The organism is Microvirga aerophila, assembly GCF_003332305.1.
Classification (GTDB): domain Bacteria; phylum Pseudomonadota; class Alphaproteobacteria; order Rhizobiales; family Beijerinckiaceae; genus Microvirga; species Microvirga aerophila.
The window spans coordinates 175,020-193,496 of record NZ_QOIO01000001.1 but is presented as its reverse complement, the minus strand read 5'-3'; the positions used below and the strand labels follow the sequence as shown (position 1 = coordinate 193,496).

Annotated in this window: 14 protein-coding genes; 9 read left to right on the top strand and 5 right to left on the bottom strand. The window is 64.0% G+C overall.

The features are described 5' to 3' along the window. Positions 1-35 precede the first annotated feature (35 nt). Positions 36-752 (top strand): AzlC family ABC transporter permease, encoded by a 717-nt coding sequence (locus tag DRB19_RS00915; RefSeq protein WP_245439209.1) that lies wholly within the window; start codon positions 36-38, stop codon positions 750-752. Continuing rightward, complete coding sequence (locus DRB19_RS00910) at positions 749-1,048, top strand: AzlD family protein (RefSeq protein ID WP_114184132.1); 300 nt, start codon at positions 749-751, stop codon at positions 1,046-1,048. Before DRB19_RS00915 ends, DRB19_RS00910 begins: the two co-directional genes overlap by 4 nt. Positions 1,049-1,084: 36 nt before the next feature. Here the strand turns inward: DRB19_RS00910 and DRB19_RS00905 are convergent, their stop codons facing one another. Both DRB19_RS00905 and DRB19_RS00900 read right to left on the bottom strand, forming a co-directional pair. After that, the gene (locus tag DRB19_RS00905) at positions 1,085-2,905 is read right to left on the bottom strand and encodes an aminopeptidase P family protein (protein WP_114184131.1); all 1,821 of its coding nucleotides are present in this window, start codon (positions 2,903-2,905) and stop codon (positions 1,085-1,087) included. Between the two features lie 432 nt (positions 2,906-3,337). After that, a complete protein-coding gene (locus DRB19_RS00900; RefSeq protein ID WP_114184130.1) occupies positions 3,338-4,267 on the bottom strand; it encodes a 50S ribosomal protein L11 methyltransferase in 930 nt (309 codons plus the stop codon). A gap of 156 nt (positions 4,268-4,423) precedes the next feature. Between DRB19_RS00900 and DRB19_RS00895 the strand changes: the two genes are divergently transcribed. Beyond that, entirely contained in the window at positions 4,424-5,299 is an 876-nt protein-coding gene (locus DRB19_RS00895) for an SDR family NAD(P)-dependent oxidoreductase (RefSeq protein WP_114184129.1), read from the top strand. A gap of 125 nt (positions 5,300-5,424) precedes the next feature. Then, positions 5,425-6,345, top strand: coding sequence for a PhnA-like protein (locus tag DRB19_RS00890; protein WP_114184211.1), 921 nt, complete (start codon positions 5,425-5,427; stop codon positions 6,343-6,345). Between the two features lie 51 nt (positions 6,346-6,396). Here DRB19_RS00890 and DRB19_RS00885 read toward each other — a convergent pair whose 3' ends face one another. Next, positions 6,397-7,662, bottom strand: coding sequence for an SAM-dependent methyltransferase (locus tag DRB19_RS00885; protein WP_114184128.1), 1,266 nt, complete (start codon positions 7,660-7,662; stop codon positions 6,397-6,399). A gap of 196 nt (positions 7,663-7,858) precedes the next feature. Here DRB19_RS00885 and DRB19_RS00880 point away from each other — a divergent pair, with 196 nt between their 5' ends. Continuing rightward, a complete protein-coding gene (locus DRB19_RS00880) occupies positions 7,859-8,740 on the top strand; it encodes a manganese catalase (protein WP_114184127.1) in 882 nt (293 codons plus the stop codon). Between the two features lie 610 nt (positions 8,741-9,350). On the opposite strand, the gene DRB19_RS00870 is transcribed toward DRB19_RS00880, so the two are convergent. Then, positions 9,351-11,720 carry an ATP-dependent helicase gene (locus tag DRB19_RS00870; protein ID WP_114184210.1) on the bottom strand — a complete coding sequence of 790 codons (2,370 nt, stop codon included), beginning with the start codon at positions 11,718-11,720 and terminating at the stop codon, positions 9,351-9,353. A 135-nt stretch (positions 11,721-11,855) separates the two neighbouring features. Here DRB19_RS00870 and DRB19_RS00865 point away from each other — a divergent pair, with 135 nt between their 5' ends. Together DRB19_RS00865 and DRB19_RS00860 are read left to right on the top strand one after the other, a co-directional pair. Continuing rightward, positions 11,856-12,125: a hypothetical protein gene (locus DRB19_RS00865; protein WP_114184125.1), complete on the top strand. Its 270-nt coding sequence runs from the start codon at positions 11,856-11,858 to the stop codon at positions 12,123-12,125. A gap of 65 nt (positions 12,126-12,190) precedes the next feature. Continuing rightward, positions 12,191-12,622, top strand: coding sequence for an anthrone oxygenase family protein (locus tag DRB19_RS00860; protein WP_114184124.1), 432 nt, complete (start codon positions 12,191-12,193; stop codon positions 12,620-12,622). Here the strand turns inward: DRB19_RS00860 and DRB19_RS00855 are convergent. Next, positions 12,619-13,161, bottom strand: coding sequence for a thioesterase family protein (locus tag DRB19_RS00855; RefSeq protein ID WP_114184123.1), 543 nt, complete (start codon positions 13,159-13,161; stop codon positions 12,619-12,621). The genes DRB19_RS00860 and DRB19_RS00855 overlap by 4 nt on opposite strands. Before the next feature lie 182 nt (positions 13,162-13,343). On the opposite strand from DRB19_RS00855, the gene DRB19_RS00850 reads away from it, so the two are divergent. Both DRB19_RS00850 and DRB19_RS00845 read left to right on the top strand, forming a co-directional pair. Beyond that, complete coding sequence (locus DRB19_RS00850) at positions 13,344-14,759, top strand: FAD-binding oxidoreductase (protein ID WP_114184122.1); 1,416 nt, start codon at positions 13,344-13,346, stop codon at positions 14,757-14,759. A gap of 83 nt (positions 14,760-14,842) precedes the next feature. Beyond that, the gene (locus DRB19_RS00845) at positions 14,843-18,394 is read left to right on the top strand and encodes an AsmA family protein (protein WP_114184121.1); all 3,552 of its coding nucleotides are present in this window, start codon (positions 14,843-14,845) and stop codon (positions 18,392-18,394) included. Positions 18,395-18,477: the final 83 nt, after the last annotated feature.

Sequence of the window (18,477 nt, the reverse complement as noted above, 5' to 3'; positions counted from 1 at the left end):
TGCTCGCTCCTCCGGCATAAGACCGGAGAAAGAGCATGATGATGGACCAAGCAAATCCCCACTTGAAAGACTATCGGCGCGAGGCGCGGGCCAGCCTGCGCGACATCGCGCCTGCCGCCATCGCGGCCATCCCCATCGGCCTCCTGTTCGGCGCTGTCGCGGCCGCCAAGGGCATGTCCCCGGCGGAGGTCGCGCTCATGTCCGGTCTGGTTTTCGCCGGCGGGGCGCAGTTCGCCGCCATCGAGGCCTGGGTCAATCCGGCTCCCGTGGCTGCACTCGCCTTCGCGACGTTCCTGATCAACGTCCGTCATGTGCTGATGGGTGCGTCCCTGTCGCCCAAGACCACCATGACGCGCCCCCAGGAATTCCTGTCGTATTTCTTCATGACGGATGAAACCTGGGCGCTGTCGGAACGGCGCGCCCTCGATCGGCCCGTGACGGGAGCCTACTGGATGGCCATGGGCGTCGTGCTGTGGGCGAACTGGCTGGTGAGCACCACGCTCGGAGCCATTCTCGGCTCGTTCCTGGGCGACCCTGAGAAACTCGGAGCGGATTTCGCCTTCACGGCGCTTTTCATCGGCCTGATCGCAGGGTTCGGGCGCAGCCGGGTGACGCTGGTCACGGTGGCGGTCAGCGCAGCGGTGGCGGCATTGGTCCATCACTTCGTTGGCGCTCCCTGGCACGTGGCCTCGGGAGCCATTGCGGGCATCGCCGCCGCCTACCTGTCCGCACCCCGGGAGGCGCACGCATGAGTGTCGACACGACTACCCTGCTGGCGATCCTCGCCATGGCGGCGGTGACCTACGTCACCCGGATCGCCGGCCTGTTCGTAGCCGACCGCTTGGTGTTGACCGGCCGCGCCAAGGCGGCGTTCGACGCCATTCCGCCGGCGGTGCTGGTGGCGGTTATTGCACCAACCGCGCTGACGACCGGTTGGGCGGAAGCGATCGCCGCCACCATCACGGCCATTGCGGCGTTCCGGCTGCCGCTGCTCGCGACAGTGGCCGTCGGCGTGGTGTCGGTGGTGGTGCTGCGCCATCTGATCTGATGTTCCGCTGACGCGGCCCCGGAATGACAGCTGGCGCTAACCGACTGGCCGCGTCGCTTCCTCGAGCCACGCCTTTGTCTCAGCATCGAGCTTCGACGCAAGCTTGTCGCGAACCTGCGCGTGATAGGCGTTGAGCCAAGCAATCTCGTCCTGCGTCATGATGGACGTGTCCACGAGGCGCAGGTCGATGGGCGAGAAGGTCAGGGTCTCGAAGCCGAACATCTCCCGGTCGCCGCCGAGGATCTGGCGAGGCTCGACCAGAACCAGGTTTTCGATGCGGATGCCGTAAGCGCCCGGCTTATAGAAGCCCGGCTCGTTGGAGAGCATCATGCCGATCTCAAGCGGTGTTGTTCCGGTCTTGGCGATACGCTGCGGTCCCTCGTGCACGGACAGGTAGCTGCCGATCCCGTGGCCGGTGCCATGATCGAAATCGAGGCCGGCCTCCCAAAGGGGCTTGCGGGCGAAGCTGTCGATCTGTGCCCCGGTCGTGCCCTTCGGGAAAACCACCTGGGCGATGGCGATATGACCCTTGAGGACGCGGGTGAATCGGTCCTTCATCTCCGCACTGGGCTCGCCCACCACGACGGTGCGGGTGATGTCGGTGGTGCCGTCCTCGTATTGCGCACCGGAATCGATCAGGAAGATCTGGTTGCGCTTGATAGGCCGGTTGCTGGAGCTCGTGACCCGGTAATGGGGCAGGGCGGCGTTGGGCCCCGCGCCCGAGATGCTCGGGAACGAAATATTCTTGAGCGCCCCTGTCTCGATCCGGAAGGCCTCCAGGGCCTCGACGGCGTCGATTTCGGTCAGGGCGCCCTTCGGCGCCTCTCGGTCGAGCCAGGCGAGGAAGCGCGCAACCGCCACGCCGTCGCGCCGGTGGGCCGTGCGCGATCCGGCGATCTCGGCCTCGTTCTTGACCGCCTTCATGAGAGAAATCGGGTCGGCTCCCACATCTACCGCGCCGCCCGCCGCCTCGACGCGCCTGATCAGCGCGACCGCTCCGGTGGCGGAGTCGACCCGGACCTTGCCGCCCCTCTGTCCAAGATCGTCGAGGGCCCCTTGAAAGCCGTTGATGGGAACGAACTCCGCAAGATCGCCTACCGCTGCTCCGGCCTCGTTGGTGATCTTGGCCGGATCGAAGAACAGCTTCGCGCGGCCCTCGCGGGGAATGATCGCATAGCCCAGGGGCAGGGGGGTGTGCCCGACATCGCCGCCGCGGAGGTTGAACGCCCAGGCGAAGTTGTGCGGATCGGACACCACGAGGGCGTCCACCTTCGCGTCGGCCATCTTCTTGCGGATCCGCTCCAGCTTTGAGACCGCGGACTCGCCCGCATAATCGAGGGGGTGAGGTCGAACCGGGGCCTGAGGCGGGAGGGGGCGGTCGATCCAGATCACGTCCACAAGATTGATATCGACCGGCGTAAGGGCTCCGCCCGCGCGGGAAACTGCCTGCTCGAGACGCTTCACGCTGTCGGCGGTGTGGAGCCAGGGATCGTAGGCGAGCACGCCGCCGCTCGGCAGATGGGTGGAAATCCAGTCCTCAGCGGATGTTTCGGCCATCTGAACCGGCGAGATGACCGAGGTATCCACCTGTTCGGCGGCCTGCACCGTGTAGCGCCCATCGACCACGAGGGCAGCTTCGTTCCGGAAGATGACAGCTGTGCCGGCGGATCCCGTGAAGCCCGTCAGCCACGCAAGGCGCTCCGCGCATTTCGGCACGTACTCCCCCTGGTGCTCGTCGGCGCGGGGAACAATAAAGCCGTCATAGCCGCGGCGCGCGAGTTCGTCGCGCAGCTTGGCAATGCGTTGGGGGCCTTGGGACGGAGAAGTGGAATCGTCGAAGCTCTGGAAACGGGCCATTTGGATTAAGAACCGGATCAGTGATGGGCGCGCCACGCTAGGGCCGCGCGACCTAAGCCGCAACTGCAACGGACAGGATTTTTGATCTGCCGCGCCAGGAGGCGGACTGCCTGCGCCCTATGCAGCGGATGCCTAGGGTTTGGCGTTCATTCTCGGTGCCATGCATAGCGGGCATGGATCGCATGCTTGCGCACCTCTGACACAACAGGTCAGGAGCACTTATCTTGCATGTAACAAGATTAAATAGGGACGTGGGGCGTCGCGTGGCCGACAGGCTAACAGATGTTCCTCGGTACTGGTTCTAACTTAAGGAAAATACCATGATCATCGTCACCATCCTCAAGGCCGTCCGCGACATCTATCGTGACGCCGTCGAGCTCCGCGAGACCCTGGCCAAGCGCTACCCGCAGGCCCGCTTCGAGTAAGAAACGACTAGTAGAACCACCGGCGGGGCCGCCGATGCGCGCCGCCTCGCTTCAGCACCAGCGCGACCCATCCTTCCAGGTCGTAACGCCGCTGGAGCTGCCAGCCCTGCGCCGCATAGGCGGAGAGCACGCCTGCCACATCCTTGATCAGAAGCCCTGACAGGATCAGCGTCCCGTCGCGGGTTGCGACCCGGGACAGGGACGGCGCCAGGATCCGCAGGGGCTTGGCCAGAATATTGGCGAAGACCAGGTCGAAATGCTCGGGTCGGTCCGCCAGCTCGTGCCGGACGCCGGGCCCGACATAGAGCTTCATGAACGACCCGATCCCGTTGAGCCTCGCGTTCTCCCGGGCCACGCGCACCGCTTCCGGATCGATATCGCCCGCCACGATGGGCCGCTTCAGAATCTTCGCCGCGGCAAAAGCCAGAATGCCCGTTCCCGTGCCGACATCGAGCACGTGACGGGGCGTGCGCATCTTCAACTCGTCCACGAAGGCCAGAAGGCAGCCCTTGGTAGTGCCGTGATGGCCTGTTCCGAAAGCCAGCGCGGCCTCGATCTCAATGGCCACGTCGTTGGGCCGTACCTGATCCCGGTCGTGGGAGCCATGGACGAGCACTCGTCCGGCTCGGACTGGGTTCAGTCCCTCAAGGGAAGCCTTCACCCAATCCTGCTGCTCCAGGGGGAGAAACACTCCCTTGTCGGCCTCCTGGCCGACGACGGGCCTCACGAGGTTCCGGATGGCGGCTTCGTCCGGCTCGCGGGCGAAATAGGCCTCCAGCAGCCAGGGCCCGTCCTCCTCCGTCTCGAAAGCAGCCACAGCCGTCTCTGCGGGATCGAAGATCTCGCCGATCAGCTCGGTCATGGCGCGCGCGGACCGTTCATCGGTGGTGATGCGGAACACGTGGGTCGGGCGGTTGGGGTGCAGTCCTTCAAGCATGGCCTCCGCTTACCATTCATCGTGCTGCCGGTCACCTGTCGCGTGCGCCGTTCGTAAAGCCAATCAGGGCATGGAACTGCGCCATTGCAGGCTCCGTTGTGAACCTATCCCCCAAGCGCCGCCCCATCCCAGGGACGAAACCGGGAGGAAGTTCACATGCCTGGCCGTCTCTTCGACAAAGTCGCCATCGTGACCGGGGCTGGTACCGGCATCGGCGAAGCCATCGCGCTAAAATTCGCCAAGGAGGGCGCGCGCCTTCTCCTCGTGGGCCTGCCGGACGATCCGGTGGAGGATGTGGCTCGGCTCATCAACGGAGCCGGCGGCTTTGCCGAGGTTTATCTCGGCGACATCGCCGAGGAGCGCCACGCCGAGTCCGCCGTGGAGGCCTGCGTCAGCGCCTATGGGCGGATCGACGTTCTGATCAACAATGCGGGGGTGTTCCTGGCTGTAGCCGAAACCCAGGACTATCCCATCGACAAGTTCGACGAGACCCTGCGGGCCAACGTCCGCTCCGTTTTTCTCATGACCAAGTTCGCCTTGCCGTACTTGCAAAAGACCCATGGCAACATCGTCGCCACGGGCTCGGAGGCCGGCATCATCGGCCACCCGAAGAACGCCATGTATGGCGGCACCAAAGCTTTCATCCACTCGTTTATCCGAGGAATCGCAGGAGAGCAGGCGGCCTACGGCGTTCGCGCCAACTGCGTGTGTCCCGGCCCGATCGACACCGCCTGGACCCACAAGTCAACCGGCCCGATGGATAGCGAACTGGCCTCGATGATCACGCAGGCCACGCCCATGGGACGGCGCGGCACCCCAGAGGAAGTCGCGAACGTGTTCTGCTTCCTGGCCTCGGACGAGGCGAGCTTCGTGACCGGCGCGCTTTACGCGGTGGATGGCGGCATCACGATCTCGAAGGGCCCTATGGGCGCCAAGGCGGATTCGTTCTTCAAGAAGCAGCCAGAAGGCACGCTTCCGGTGCGCCACTCCCATGATGGCCTGAAGAACAAGGATTATGAGACCGTGACCTGACGGGGAGCTGCATCGTTCCTCGCGTGTTAATGCCACAGGCGAGGAACGATGTACCAGCCGTCCTGTTGACGGGGATATAAGCCCATTCCGGGAACGAGAGCCGACCAACAACTATGGAGGCGGCGATGACGGATCGTCCCACGACCCCGCGCAATCTTGGAGACCGGGATGCCCCGCACATGTCTCCGGTGACTCCGGCCGAGGATGCGCGGACTATCATGCTGAACCGTATCGCCTGGGGTGCCGTGCTGGCTGGCGTGGTTACCGCTTTGGTCACCCAGCTGATCCTGAACATGCTGGGCATCGGCGTTGGCGTGGCAACCCTCGATCCGGTCACCGGTGACAATCCTCAGGCTTCGACATTCTCGATCGCGGCCGGGATCTGGTGGACCGTCTCGGGCATCATCGCGTCCTTTGCCGGAGGCTATGTGGCCGGACGGCTTTCGGGGCGCCCGAAGGAATCGACCGCAAGCTTCCATGGCTTAATCGCATGGGCGGCCACGACCCTCGTGATCTTTTATCTGCTGACCTCCACTCTCGGGAGTCTGCTCGGCGGCGTTTACAGTACCATCTCCAGCACAGTCGGCGGCTTGGGCCGAACGGCAGTGCAGACAGCTGCGCCGGCTCTCGCGCAAAACCCGGATGCGTTCAGCTCCATTGAGCAGCAAGTGCGCGCAAGCACCGGCGGCACCGATCCGGCTCAGCTTCGGGACACGGCAATCTCAAGCCTGCGGGCAGCCCTCACCGGCGATCAGGCCCAAGCTCAACAGGCCCGAGACCGCGCGGTCGATGCACTTGCGCGCGCGCAGAATATTCCGCCGGAGGAGGCGCGCAATCGAGTCGCCCAATACGAGCAGCAATACCGGCAAGGCGTCGAACAGGCCAAGCAGGCGGCGGATGCGGCCGCCAAGGGCATCTCGACGGCGGCGCTTCTAGGCGCGGTCAGCCTGATCCTCGGCGCCATCGCAGGCTGGTTCGGCGGACGTTCCGGCGCAGTCGACCCGACAATCACGTCGCGAACATTGGCCGGCGAGCGCCGTCTCTAAGACGCTCGGGTTTCCAGTTTGTGAGTGAGGCCACCTCACTCACAAAGGCTCCTACGCGGGCGCCAGCTCGGCGCCCTTCAGCACCTTCAACCGCTCGGCTTCCTTCTCCTTGTACTCACGCTGAACGTCCGTGATGTAATCGCGGACGATCGGCGCATTGTCGCGCTTGCGGGCAAGCTGCATGTGGAACACGAGCTGGCTGCCGGTCCGGAACATGGTTTCAGCGCTGATCAGGTAGAACTCGAACATCCGGCAGAAGCGCTCGTCGTACATCTCTGCGATCTTTGCGCGGTTCGCCTCGAAGCGCTGGTGCCAATGGTTCAGGGTCTTGGCGTAGTGCAGGCGCAGGAACTCGAGATCCGTAACCCATAGCTGCGCCTGTTCGACGACCGGAAACACCTCGGACAGAGCAGGGGAGTATGCGCCGGGGAAGATGTATTTGCGCAGCCACGGACTTGCGGTGCCGGGCGGGCTCATCTTGCCGATGGAGTGGAGAAGCATCACACCGTCATCGTCGAGCAGCGCGTTGATCTTGGCGAAGAACTCGCCGTAATGGTGCACACCCACATGCTCGAACATGCCGACTGACACGATGCGGTCGAAGCGCGTGTCGACCTCGCGATAGTCGCGCAATTCGAAGCGCACGCGGTGCGACAACCCTGCACGACGGGCCTTTTCGTTGGAGAGCGCATGCTGCTCCTTCGACAGGGTCACGCCGGTCACGTCCACATCTTCCATGGCCGCGAGGTAGAGCGCGAGATCGCCCCAGCCGCTGCCGATGTCGAGCACCTTCAAGCCAGGCTTGAGCCGCAGCTTCGATGCGATGAGACGAAGCTTGTTCTGCTGCGCCTCTTCCAGTGTCTCGTCGTCGTTGAGGAAATAAGCGCAGGAATACTGCATGCCCTTGTCGAGGAAGAGCTTGTAGAAATCATTCCCGAGATCGTAGTGATGCGCCACGTTCGCTTGGGCCTTGCCGACAGGGTTGGCCTGCTGGAATCGCTTTACGCCGCGCGAGATGCGCTTGAGCACGCTCTGCAACGGATAGTTGGCGAGCGATGAGCGATTGAGGGAAAACAGCGTCAGGAAATCGCGAACGGTCGAGCCGTCCTCAAAGTTGATGCGCCCGTCCATGTAGGCTTCGCCCGCGTGAAGCTCCGGATTGAGGACAAGCTTGTGATAGAGCGAACGATCCGTGAGCCGCATGGTGACTGTCGGGCCAGGCGCGCCGGCGAAGACATGCACCCTGCCTTCCGCATCGATGACCTTCAACGTGCCCGTGCGCACGAATGATTTCAGCATATGGGACAGGGGGAACATGGGGGCCTCTCAGGTTGTGAACGGGGGGCGGGATCGTTCCACAGTTGCGCACAGGTGACTAGAGGCATCTGCAGGTCAGAACAAGTCTAAAGTGCCGGAATCCGGACCCAAATTGGGAACAACGGCGGCATGCCTTGGTTGGAAGCCTGACTCTGGCGGGGCTGAGTCTTCACATCCGAAATCACAGGAGTAGCCGATGTTCTTCCGTCAACGGCAGATGGCTTATCACGCCAAGCCCGAGAAGCCAGACCCGATCTTCGCCAAGATGCTGCAGGAACCCCTCGGCGGCCAGTGGGGCGAGATCAGCGTGATGATGACCTACCTGTTCCAAGGCTGGAGCTGTCGGGGTCCGCAGAAATACCGCGACATGCTTCTCGACATCGGCACCGAGGAAATCGGTCACGTGGAGATGCTGGCGACCATGATCGCGCGCCTCCTCGAAACCTCGCCAGTGGAGACCCAGGAGGACGCGGCCCAGAACTCGCTCGTGGGAGCCATCATGGGTGGCGCTCGCATCGAGGATGCCATCATGTCCGGCATGAACCCGCAGCACGTCATCGTGGCAGGGTCCGGTCCCCGTCCGGTCGACAGCTCGGGCAACCTGTGGAATGCAGGCTTCATGACCGCCAGCGGCAACCTTCTGGCCGACTTCCGGTTCAACCTGACGGCCGAGAGCCAGGGGCGCCTCCAGGTCTGCCGCCTCTACAACATGACGAACGATACAGGCGTGCGGGACATGCTCGCCTTCCTGATCGCCCGCGATACCATGCACCAGAACCAGTGGCTCGCCGCCATCCGGGAACTCGAGGAGGATGGGCTCGAGATGTCCCCGTGCCCGTCGAACTTCCCGCAGAACCTCGAGAAATCCGAAGTCGCCTACCAGTTCCTCAACCATTCCGAAGGCACCGAAAGCGCCCAGGGACGCTGGTCGCAAGGACCGTCTCCGGATGGAAAGGGCACGTTCACCTATGTGGACCGTCCCCCGGCCTACACGGAGGACGAAGGCCTGCTGAAGCCGGTCGATCCACGGATGTACGGCACCCCGCCGATGCCGGTGCCGCCTGCGGCTGCGGAGTAATGTGACAGACTTGTCTTCGCGCATCGCTCTCAAGGCAAACCTCGAGAGTGATGCGCTGCATCTGACCGCCCGAAGCGTCCACCAAGCCGCTGAGCCAAGCACGGGACACGGAACGAAGCCAAGCTGTTCGCTCAGGGAGATCCCAGTTGCCGAAAGGTATTTCAGGGTAGGATCGTCGAACCTGTATCTAATCCAGGAACCTGATCTTCTTGAAGGCTGTCATCCTTCCCATTTCGGTGCCTTCAGCGTCACGTTGGATCCCCGTTCCCAGAGTCACGGATACGCGCTTGCCCCGATAGCGCGAAGGCATTGAGACCTCTTCATTCCATGGTCTGCATTCTGGCGCAGTACACAGCCCGGTATGCTCTTTGTTCCGGGAGTCGACGATGGTCAGATAGCAGTTATCCCCGCATTCGAAAGCGCGTATGCGGCCTTCCATCGATGTACTTTGAGCGAGCGCCGGTATTGAAGATCCAGCGAGAGCTACAGCGAAAACACACATCAGATGCGATCTTAAACCGTGCGGATACCAAGTCATTCGGTCACTTGATTGAGCTGTCACTGACAGATGTATGATCTAAAATTTGTTATCGACTGTAAGGACTTGGGGCTACCCCATCGCATCGACGAAGCTGTCGAGCACCATCTTGCGACCGGCCTTGTCGAACTCGACCGTGAGCTTGTTGCCGTCCACCGCCTCGATCGTCCCAGGGCCGAATTTGGAGTGAAGCACGCGGCCGCCGGCCTTGAAGCTTGAGGCCGCGCCGGTGGATTTCGCCACAAGCTCTCCCTCGATCATCATCGGCCCGCGGCGGTCGCCGGAGCGGCGGGCGGAATAGCCTCCGTCGTCGGTTGTCGAGCGGTGGGCTTGGGCGCGCTGCCAGCCTGGAGTCTGATAGGACGATCCGCTGAAGGGAGCCATGCGGTCGAAGCGGGACGTGCCGCCATAGGAGAAGTTCGCCGGAGCCTCGACGACTTCCACATCGGCCTCGGGCAGATCATCGACGAAGCGGCTTGGGATTGTCGAGTTCCACAGGCCATGGATGCGCCGGTTGGAGGCGAAAAAGATCTTTGCCCGACGTCTGGCGCGGGTCAGGCCCACATGGGCGAGGCGGCGTTCCTCTTCGAGGCCTGCGCGGCCGCTCTCGTCCAGGGCGCGTTGGTTCGGGAACAGGCCTTCCTCCCAGCCGGGCAGGAAGACCGTGTCGAATTCCAGCCCCTTGGCGGCGTGGAGCGTCATCAGGCTCACCCGCTCGGTGGTGTCGCTCTCGTTGGCCTCCATGACCAATGAGACGTGCTCGAGGAAGCTTTGCAGGTCCGGGAATTCCTCCATAGAGCGCACGAGCTCCTTGAGGTTTTCGAGGCGTCCCGCCGCGTCCGCCGATTTGTCCTTCTGCCACATGTCGGTGTAGCCGGATTCCTCCAGCACCGTTTGCGCGACCTCCGACTGCGTCATGGTCTCCGACAGCTTGGACCAGCGCCCGAACGAGGTGAGAAGATCACGCAGGGTCGAACGCGGCTTCGGCTTCAGCTCGTCGGTCTCGACGATGAAGCGGGCGGCCTCCACCAGGGGCACGCGAGCGGCGCGGGCATGGTTGTGCAGCACCTGGATCGTGGCATCGCCGAGACCGCGCTTGGGCACATTGACGATGCGCTCGAAGGCGAGATCGTCGGCCGGCTGATTCACGACGCGAAGATACGCCAGCGCATCGCGAATTTCCGCTCGCTCGTAGAAGCGCGGACCGCCGATGACGCGGTAGGGCACGCCCAGGGTCACGAGCCGGTCTTCGATCTCGCGCATCTGGGCCGAGATGCGCACCAGAATGGCGATTTCGGCCAGGGAGTGCTTCTTGGCGTGAAGAGCCTCGATCTCCTCACCGATCAGGCGCGCCTCGTCCTCCGAATCCCAGGCGCCGGTGATCGTCACCTTCTCGCCCGGCTCGTCTTCCGTGCGCAGGGTCTTGCCGAGACGGCTCTGGTTCTTGGAAATGAGAACGGAGGCAGCCGACAGGATGTGAGCGGTGGAGCGGTAGTTGCGCTCCAGCCGGATCACGACCGCGCCCGAGAAGTCGTGCTCGAAGCGCAGGATGTTGTCCACCTCCGCGCCGCGCCAGCCATAGATGGATTGGTCGTCGTCGCCCACGCAGCAGAGGTTCTTGCGTGCCTGGGCCAGGAGGCGCAGCCAGAGATACTGGGCCACGTTGGTGTCCTGGTACTCGTCCACCAGCATGTAGCGGAAGCGGTTCTGGTATTGCTCCAGGATGTCCGGATGCTCGCGCCAGAGGCGCAGGCATTCGAGCAGCAGATCGCCGAAATCCACCGCATTCAGAGTCTTCAGCCGGTCCTGATAGGCCGTATAGAGCTTGCCGCCCCGGCCGCTGGCGAAGGCGCCGGCTTCCCCGGCCGGGATCTGGTTGGGGCCAAGGCCCCGGTTCTTCCAGCCGTCGATCAGGGAGGCGAGCTGCCGGGCTGGCCAGCGCTTCTCGTCGATGCCCTCCGCCTCGATCACCTGCTTCATCAGCCGAAGCTGGTCGTCGGTGCCCAGGATGGTGAAATCCGACCGCAGCCCCACCAGCTCCGCATGACGGCGGAGGATCTTGGTGCCGATGGAGTGGAAGGTGCCGAGCCATTGCATGCCCTCGGCTACCGGGCCGATGACGGAGGTCACGCGCTCGCGCATTTCCCGCGCGGCCTTGTTGGTGAAGGTCACGGCCAGGATCTGGTGGGGCTGGGCCCGCCCCGTGGCAATCAGGTGTGCGATGCGCGTGGTCAGCACCCGGGTCTTTCCGGTGCCAGCGCCTGCAAGCACCAGAACGGGGCCTTCCGTGGCTTCCACGGCGGCGCGCTGCTCCGGGTTCAGGCCCGACAGGTACGGCAATTGCGGCGCAACCGCCGCACGGGCGCGGGCGCTCAAGGAGCCGGAGGCTGGTTCGTGGGCGAGATCGTCCGGCTTTTCGGGTCTGGTGTCAGGCTGATTCATCGGCGCGACCATGGATCAAAAGGCGAACGGCGTCGAGACCGGATTCATGACGATCCTGCCGCAGGCGGAACTTCGTTGAATGCTCCGGTTTCCCATTCCATATGAGAATGGGTTGCTCCTGAAAGGATTTTTACGATGCGTGCCATGGTGGTGGCTGCCATTCTGCTGGGCTTTGCCGCATCTGCCGAGGCGCAGACCCGTCTGCCTCGAACGAGCCCCTCCGAGCGTCAGGTGAGGGAGCTCAACCGGTCCATGCTGCGGGAACAGCGTCAGCTCAAGAGCGATGAGCAGTACCAGATCAACCGGAACCAGATCAGGCAGGACATCGACCGGCAGAGGGTTTTCTCCAATCCGAGCCCCCCGGCCCGGATCGGAACCTGCCCGCGCGGGTCGATCGGCTGCTGAGGCTTTGACCTGCGCCGCCCGTTGAGCGATCATCGATATGATGTTGCGTTCATGGGAGGCGGGCGATGGTTTGGGGAAACTTGGCGCTCCTCGCCGCCGCGGTGTTCGCGGGAGCTGCGATTTATATCAACTTCGTCGAGCAGCCGGCGAGGCTCGGGCTCGACGACAGATCTCTGCTGGTCCAGTGGAAGACGGCTTATCGGCGCGGCACGCTCATGCAGGCGCCGCTCGCGGTGATCGGGTTTCTCCTCGGTCTCGCGGCCTGGTGGCAGGTGGACCGCTCATCGTTCCTCCTCGGGGCTTGTCTGATGATCGCGAACTGGCCGGTCACGCTGTTTGCGATCATGCCCACCAACAAGCGCCTGATGACGATCGATCCTGCGAATGCGGGTCCGGACGTAAGGGCGCTCGTGAAGAAGTGGAACCGGCTCCATGGGCTGAGGACGGCGCTCGGATCGGCGGCCGCCCTCGTATTCCTTTGGGGCCTTCAGGCCTAGTGGCAGGTGCCGGTGGCGCGCAGGGCTTCCGCCTGCGCTATTCTGGACGGAATTCCAATCACGCGCCCGAGCGCCTGGGGTTTCGCGAGCCGCGCATGGGCTGCCTTCATGACCGCGAGATTGGCCGCGATATCGTCCGGAAACGGCGCAACCTTGCGGGTTTCCATGTCCATGTGAAGGGATAGTCCCTCCATGGTGGCGGCGACCCAACCTTCCGTCGCATGCCGGATTTCCAGATAGTAGTGGATGCGCTTCTCGTCGAAGTCGACAAGCTGAAGCGTGACGCGGACCTCGTCGCGAACTTTCAGTTCACGCTTGTAGGTCGTGTGGATTTCGGCCGCGAAGAACGAGGCGTTCCGCTCCTCCACATAGTCATGTCCCAGCCCGGCAAGGCCGAAGCCTTCATCGACGGCCCGGTCGAAGAGCACATGGTAATAGGCCATGTTCATGTGGCCGTTATGGTCAATCCAAGCCGGAACCACCCGCATCGTTGACGATACGAAGGGGGCAAAAAAGAAGACCGGAACCCTCTTCTCCATGATCAGCGCTCGCTCCTCACCCCGATCATGTGATCAACGGAGTTCGGCGTCAAATGAAACGTTAGTAAGATACGGAAGAAATTGCTCGATTGATTAATCGAACTCTTCATGCGGGATGCACCTTCCGGATGGTTCTGGTAGGTATGGGATAAACAAGATCTGGATCAGAACCTGAAACATCCATGAACGCCCTTCCTTCATCCAGCCGTCCCAATCCGACCGAAGCTGTCATCGCGGCTTTGTCGGCTGAACTCGTGAACCGCTACGGCGAGCGCGCCGTCACCTCCATGGCCGTGCGCGAGCAACACGGCCATTCCCTGACCTGGGCGAAGAACCAGCCGCCCGACGTGGTGGTCTATGCCCGCACGACCGAGGAGGTGTCGGCCATCGTCAAGCTGTGCGCTGCGCACGATGTACCGGTGGTTCCCTTCGGGACTGGAACCTCGCTCGAAGGGCACATCAATGCCCCGTTCGGCGGCGTATCGGTGGACGTGAGCCTGATGAACCGCATCATCGCGGTTCATGATGAAGATCTGGACTGCGTGGTCGAGCCGGGCGTGACCCGCAAGGCGCTGAACGAGTTCTTGCGGGACAAGGGCCTGTTCTTCCCCATCGATCCCGGCGCGGACGCCTCCATCGGCGGCATGGTGGCCACGCGGGCGTCCGGCACGAATGCGGTCCGCTATGGCACGATGAAGGATGCGGTTCTGTCCCTAACGGCGGTTCTGGCCGATGGCCAGATCGTTAAGACCGCGAGCCGGGCGCGCAAGAGCTCAGCCGGATATGACCTGACGCGGCTCTTCGTGGGATCGGAGGGAACCCTCGGGATCATCACGGAGATCACCCTCAAGCTTCAGGGCATCCCCGAGGCGATCTCGGCCGGGATCTGCCCGTTCCCATCCGTAAAGGCTGCCTGCGACGCGGTCATCATGACCATCCAGTCCGGCATTCCCATGGCGCGGATCGAGCTTCTCGATGAAGTGCAGGTGAGGGCTGTCAACCTCCACTCCAAACTCACCTTGCCGGAGAGCCCCCTCCTGCTGGTGGAATTCCACGGCACCGAGGCCGGCGTCGAGGAGCAGGCTGAGCGCTTCGGCGAGATCGCGGCGGAATTCGGCGGAGGTCCATTCGAGTGGGCCACGAAGCCGGAGGAGCGCTCGAAGCTCTGGCAGGCACGCCACGATTCCTACTGGGCCGCCCGGGGCCTGCGCCCCGGAGCGCAGTCGGTCGCAACAGACGTGTGCGTTCCGATCTCCCGCTTGGCCGAATGCGTGGAGGAAACGAAGCGCGACATCGCGGAAATCGGCCTGATCGCCCCCATCGTCGGCCATGTGGGGGACGGCAATTTCCACGTCCAGCCGCTCGTGGATATGGACAACCCGGCGGAAATTGCCGCCTGCGAGGCCTTCGTGGACAGGCTCGTGAGGCGGGCGCTCGCCATGGAAGGCACCTGCACCGGAGAGCACGGGGTCGGCCAGAAAAAGATGAAGTACCTTGAGATCGAGCACGGTCCCGCCGCCCTTGACCTTATGCGCGTCTTGAAACGGGCGCTCGATCCACACAACATCATGAATCCGGGCAAGATCGTAGCGCTTTGACAGTGGACACCGAACCCTTTGCGCTGACGTTTCCCTTGTCCATGAGTTAATAACCTGCGGCAAAACGGAGAAAAGGCGGACTCTTGCGCGATATTCTGACGATCATCGCATCGATCGTGATCCTTATTCTGGCGGTTGCCGTCGCCGCGCCGCCCTTCATCGATTGGGAAGCGCACCGCGACACGATCGACCAGATGATTTCGCGCGCGTCCGGCACCGAGGCCCAGACGGAAGGGGGCATCAGCATCCGTCTCCTGCCGTCTCCCAAGGTTCGCCTCGACCGGCTGCGCCTGGGCGGCAAGACGCCGGATTCCCCTAGCCTCACGGCCGATCAGATCCTGGCCGAAATGGACTTGATGCCGCTGCTGCGAGGAGAGGTCCGGGTCACCGAGACCCAGATCGCCCGCGCCGATATCCGCTTTCCCGTCTCGCCCAGCGGGGGCTGGCGCGTCCCGCCCGATCTGTTGACGGGAAGCGGGCGGGCTCGGGAGTGGGGCGTCGACAGCCTCTTCGTTGCCCAGCTTCTGGTGACAACCCAGATGCCGACCACCGGTCGGACCGACCAGGCCTACGCGGAGAACGTTCAGATCGAGGGGCAGAAGCTCATTGGCCCCTGGCGGGTCGAGGGCACGACCGCCGGAGTTCCGTTCCGGCTCGTCACCGGCGAGCTGGCCCAGGACAAGACCGTCCAGCTCAAGCTCTCGGGCGGAGGGGACATCTATCCCCGGTTCGACGTGGACGCGAAACTGGCGCTTGATGGCGGAGCCGGGCTGAATCTATCGGGCAAGGCCAAGGTGCTGTTCGGACCCCCGGCTCAAGTGGCCGCCGCGGGCATTCCCATCCCGATCACTGTCGAGACGGAATTCAAGACCACCCCGGAAACGGTCGTGCTCGATCCGGTCAGCCTCGAGGCCGGCGAGGGAGGCGCGAGCCTGCGCATGACCGGGCAGGGCAGCGTTCGGATCAACGACCCCCGGATCTCGCTGAAGCTCGAAGGACGGCGGCTCGATGCGGACAGCTTCATCCTGTCCTCCAACGGGCAGGACTTCAAAACCCGCCTGGCGCAATGGTCGATCCCGCCCGCGATGGTGCCCGTCGATCTCGATCTCAAGCTCGACAGCATCGGGCTCGGCCAGGAAGATTTATCGAACGCGAATTTGCGCCTGTCCCTGGACAAGGGCCGGGCCCGGCTGGACCGGATCGAGTTCATGGCCCCGGGCGACACCCGGGTGGCCCTCGAGGGCCAGCTGGGCCTGACCACCCAGGGCGGCGTCAACGGCAAGTTCGCCGTAGCGTCCAACGCGTCCGACCGCTTCGCGCGCTATCTCGACCGTCTTGGGATCCGCTCACCCCTCCTGGCCATTCTAGACGGGAGGCCGCTGGAGGCCTCATCGGACATCGCTTTCTCCAACCCGGTCCTGTCCTTCAATCGCTTGCGCCTGAAGACGGGCGAGGCGGTCATGACCGGAAACCTGCGCTACACCGCGCCGGAAGCCAGCGTCCGGGGCAAGCTGGAAGCGCAGCTCGGCATCCAGAACCTCAACCTCGACCAGCTCCCCCAGGTCTCCAGCGTTTTCGACGCGACCGAGAACCTCGACGTCGGCTTCATCCTCGATGCCCGCAACGTGAGCGCCGGCAATCGTCCCGGCTCGGGCCGGATCTCGGCCCGCATCCTGTCGGACGGCCCGGCTCTCCTGGTCGAAACCCTCGATATCGTCGATCTTGCGGGGGCCAATGCCCGGGTCAGCGGCCGCATCGCCCCCGATGGTTCCGGCCGGATCGCCGGCAAGGTGACGGCGCAGCGCGCCGCTCCGCTGGTCGATCTTCTGGGCAGCGTGTGGGTCGGAGGGCTTTCCAAGCTCGTGCCGTACTTCGTGCGCGAGGGCGCCCTTGATCTGGACGTGGCGACCGAGCGCGTCGCTCCTGTTCCGGGATCGAACCAGCTGCGCCTGCGGACCACTGCGCGGGGGTCCGCCGCCGGTGGCTCCTTCGACGGCATCGTCGAGTCCGTGGACGGGCGGACGGAAAACCTCGACCTGAACCTTGCAACCGAAAATACGGGGCGTTGGGTGAACCGGGCCAATCTCAGCGGTTTGAACCGCACCTCCAGGATCGGCCTTCGGGGGACACGGGTCGGCTCCGGCCTGTTCAACGTCACCGTTACGGGCGATGTGGGCGGGGTTGTGATCACAACCAACCGACCCTTGTCCTTGAGCCAGGACGACGATGTGGTGGATAGCGGCGAGGTGGAGGTCGCAACCCTCGACATCACGCCTTTCCTGCTGCTTCTCGGCGATGGCGCCGGCGTCAGCTCTCCCGTGCCGGTGAGGGCGCGGGTGACCCTTGGGCGCGAGCGGGACGCGACTCTCCTCGACATGACCGGCCAGATCGCCAGCAATCCCGTTCAGGCAAAGCTCGCCGTGCGCTCGCGTTCGGATATCACCGGCGAGGTCTCGGTTCAAAGGCTGTCCTTGCCCTGGCTCGTGACGAGCCTCGCGCTCAACGCACCGCCCGGAGATCCGGCCGCAACGGCGATCTGGTCCACCGCGCGCTTCGGCCAATCCGGACGGCTCGTGACGGGCGGGCAGGTGCTCTTCAGGGCCGCAAGCTTGGATCTCGGCCGTGGCCTGCAGGGAAGCCGCACGAGCTTTACCGTCGAGGCCGTGCAGGATGGTATTTCGATCCGCAATCTCGACACCCTTATCGGTAACGGACAGCTGACTGGCTCCACGACTATCACCCGCCAGGGCCCTCTGGCGACGATTGTCGGGGAGGGGGCATTGCGCGATGTGCCTCTCTCGGCGCTGATAGGGTCGACCCCTTTCGCCGCGACGCTGTCCGGCTCCCTGAAGTTCGGAACATCAGGCGAGAGCCTGTCCGGATTGGTGGGGAATTTCGGCGGGGCGGGCGATTGGCGCGTTGCGAACCTGCGCGCCCCGGCGGCGGACCCATCAGCTTTCGAAAGGGCCCTGAAGGCCGCATTGGCCGACACCGATCCGCTGGCCGAGGGCAAGGTCGAGGCCATCTTCGGAACGGAGCTGGGACGCGGGCCTCTGACGGCGGCATCGGTCACGACCAATGCCGCCATCGTCGGCGGGGCCCTACGTCTCTCGCCCTTCGTGGTCGAGGCTGGGCCCGCCACCTGGCAGGGCTCCATCGGCTATGACCTCAAGACCCTGAGCCTGGATACCCGTGGCATGCTGTCGTCCAAAACAGCGCCGCCCGATTGGACCGGGGCACTTCCGTCGGTCGGGTTGAACTGGCGCGGGTCCTTGGCGGCTCCTGTCCGGGAAATCGACGCGGGCCCGTTCCGCAACGGATTGGCGGCGATCGTGCTCAGGCGCGAGCTTGAAAAGATCGAAGCCTTTGAACGAGCGGCCGCGGAGCGTCAGCGGCAGATCCAGGCCCAGCAGGAAGCGGAGCGCCGCAAGGCGAGGGCCGTGGCCGAGGAGGCCGCGCGGCAGGCGCGGCAGCGGGAGGAGGCCGAAAAGGCCCGGATTGACGCGGAGCGCCTCCAGTCGCAGCAGCGGAACGATCCAAACGGCAGTGAGGCAACGCCGTTCACGATGCCGCCCCTGACGCCCCCGATCGACATCAGGCCGCCTCCTCAGGTTCAGGGGAGTCCCGGGGGCTAGGGCATCGCGTCCTGAGAGGCTGGCTCATCAAAGGCGGATCACTCCACAGCCCTCATACTGAGGAGGTGCGCGAGCACCGTCTC

Coding starts and splice junctions, on each gene's coding strand:
- DRB19_RS00915 (WP_245439209.1), top strand. CDS start 36: ATGATGATGGACCAAGCAAATCCCCACTTGAAAGACTATCGGCGCGAG.
- DRB19_RS00910 (WP_114184132.1), top strand. CDS start 749: ATGAGTGTCGACACGACTACCCTGCTGGCGATCCTCGCCATGGCGGCG.
- DRB19_RS00905 (WP_114184131.1), bottom strand. CDS start 2,905: ATGGCCCGTTTCCAGAGCTTCGACGATTCCACTTCTCCGTCCCAAGGC.
- DRB19_RS00900 (WP_114184130.1), bottom strand. CDS start 4,267: ATGCTTGAAGGACTGCACCCCAACCGCCCGACCCACGTGTTCCGCATC.
- DRB19_RS00895 (WP_114184129.1), top strand. CDS start 4,424: ATGCCTGGCCGTCTCTTCGACAAAGTCGCCATCGTGACCGGGGCTGGT.
- DRB19_RS00890 (WP_114184211.1), top strand. CDS start 5,425: ATGACGGATCGTCCCACGACCCCGCGCAATCTTGGAGACCGGGATGCC.
- DRB19_RS00885 (WP_114184128.1), bottom strand. CDS start 7,662: ATGTTCCCCCTGTCCCATATGCTGAAATCATTCGTGCGCACGGGCACG.
- DRB19_RS00880 (WP_114184127.1), top strand. CDS start 7,859: ATGTTCTTCCGTCAACGGCAGATGGCTTATCACGCCAAGCCCGAGAAG.
- DRB19_RS00870 (WP_114184210.1), bottom strand. CDS start 11,720: ATGAATCAGCCTGACACCAGACCCGAAAAGCCGGACGATCTCGCCCAC.
- DRB19_RS00865 (WP_114184125.1), top strand. CDS start 11,856: ATGCGTGCCATGGTGGTGGCTGCCATTCTGCTGGGCTTTGCCGCATCT.
- DRB19_RS00860 (WP_114184124.1), top strand. CDS start 12,191: ATGGTTTGGGGAAACTTGGCGCTCCTCGCCGCCGCGGTGTTCGCGGGA.
- DRB19_RS00855 (WP_114184123.1), bottom strand. CDS start 13,161: ATGGAGAAGAGGGTTCCGGTCTTCTTTTTTGCCCCCTTCGTATCGTCA.
- DRB19_RS00850 (WP_114184122.1), top strand. CDS start 13,344: ATGAACGCCCTTCCTTCATCCAGCCGTCCCAATCCGACCGAAGCTGTC.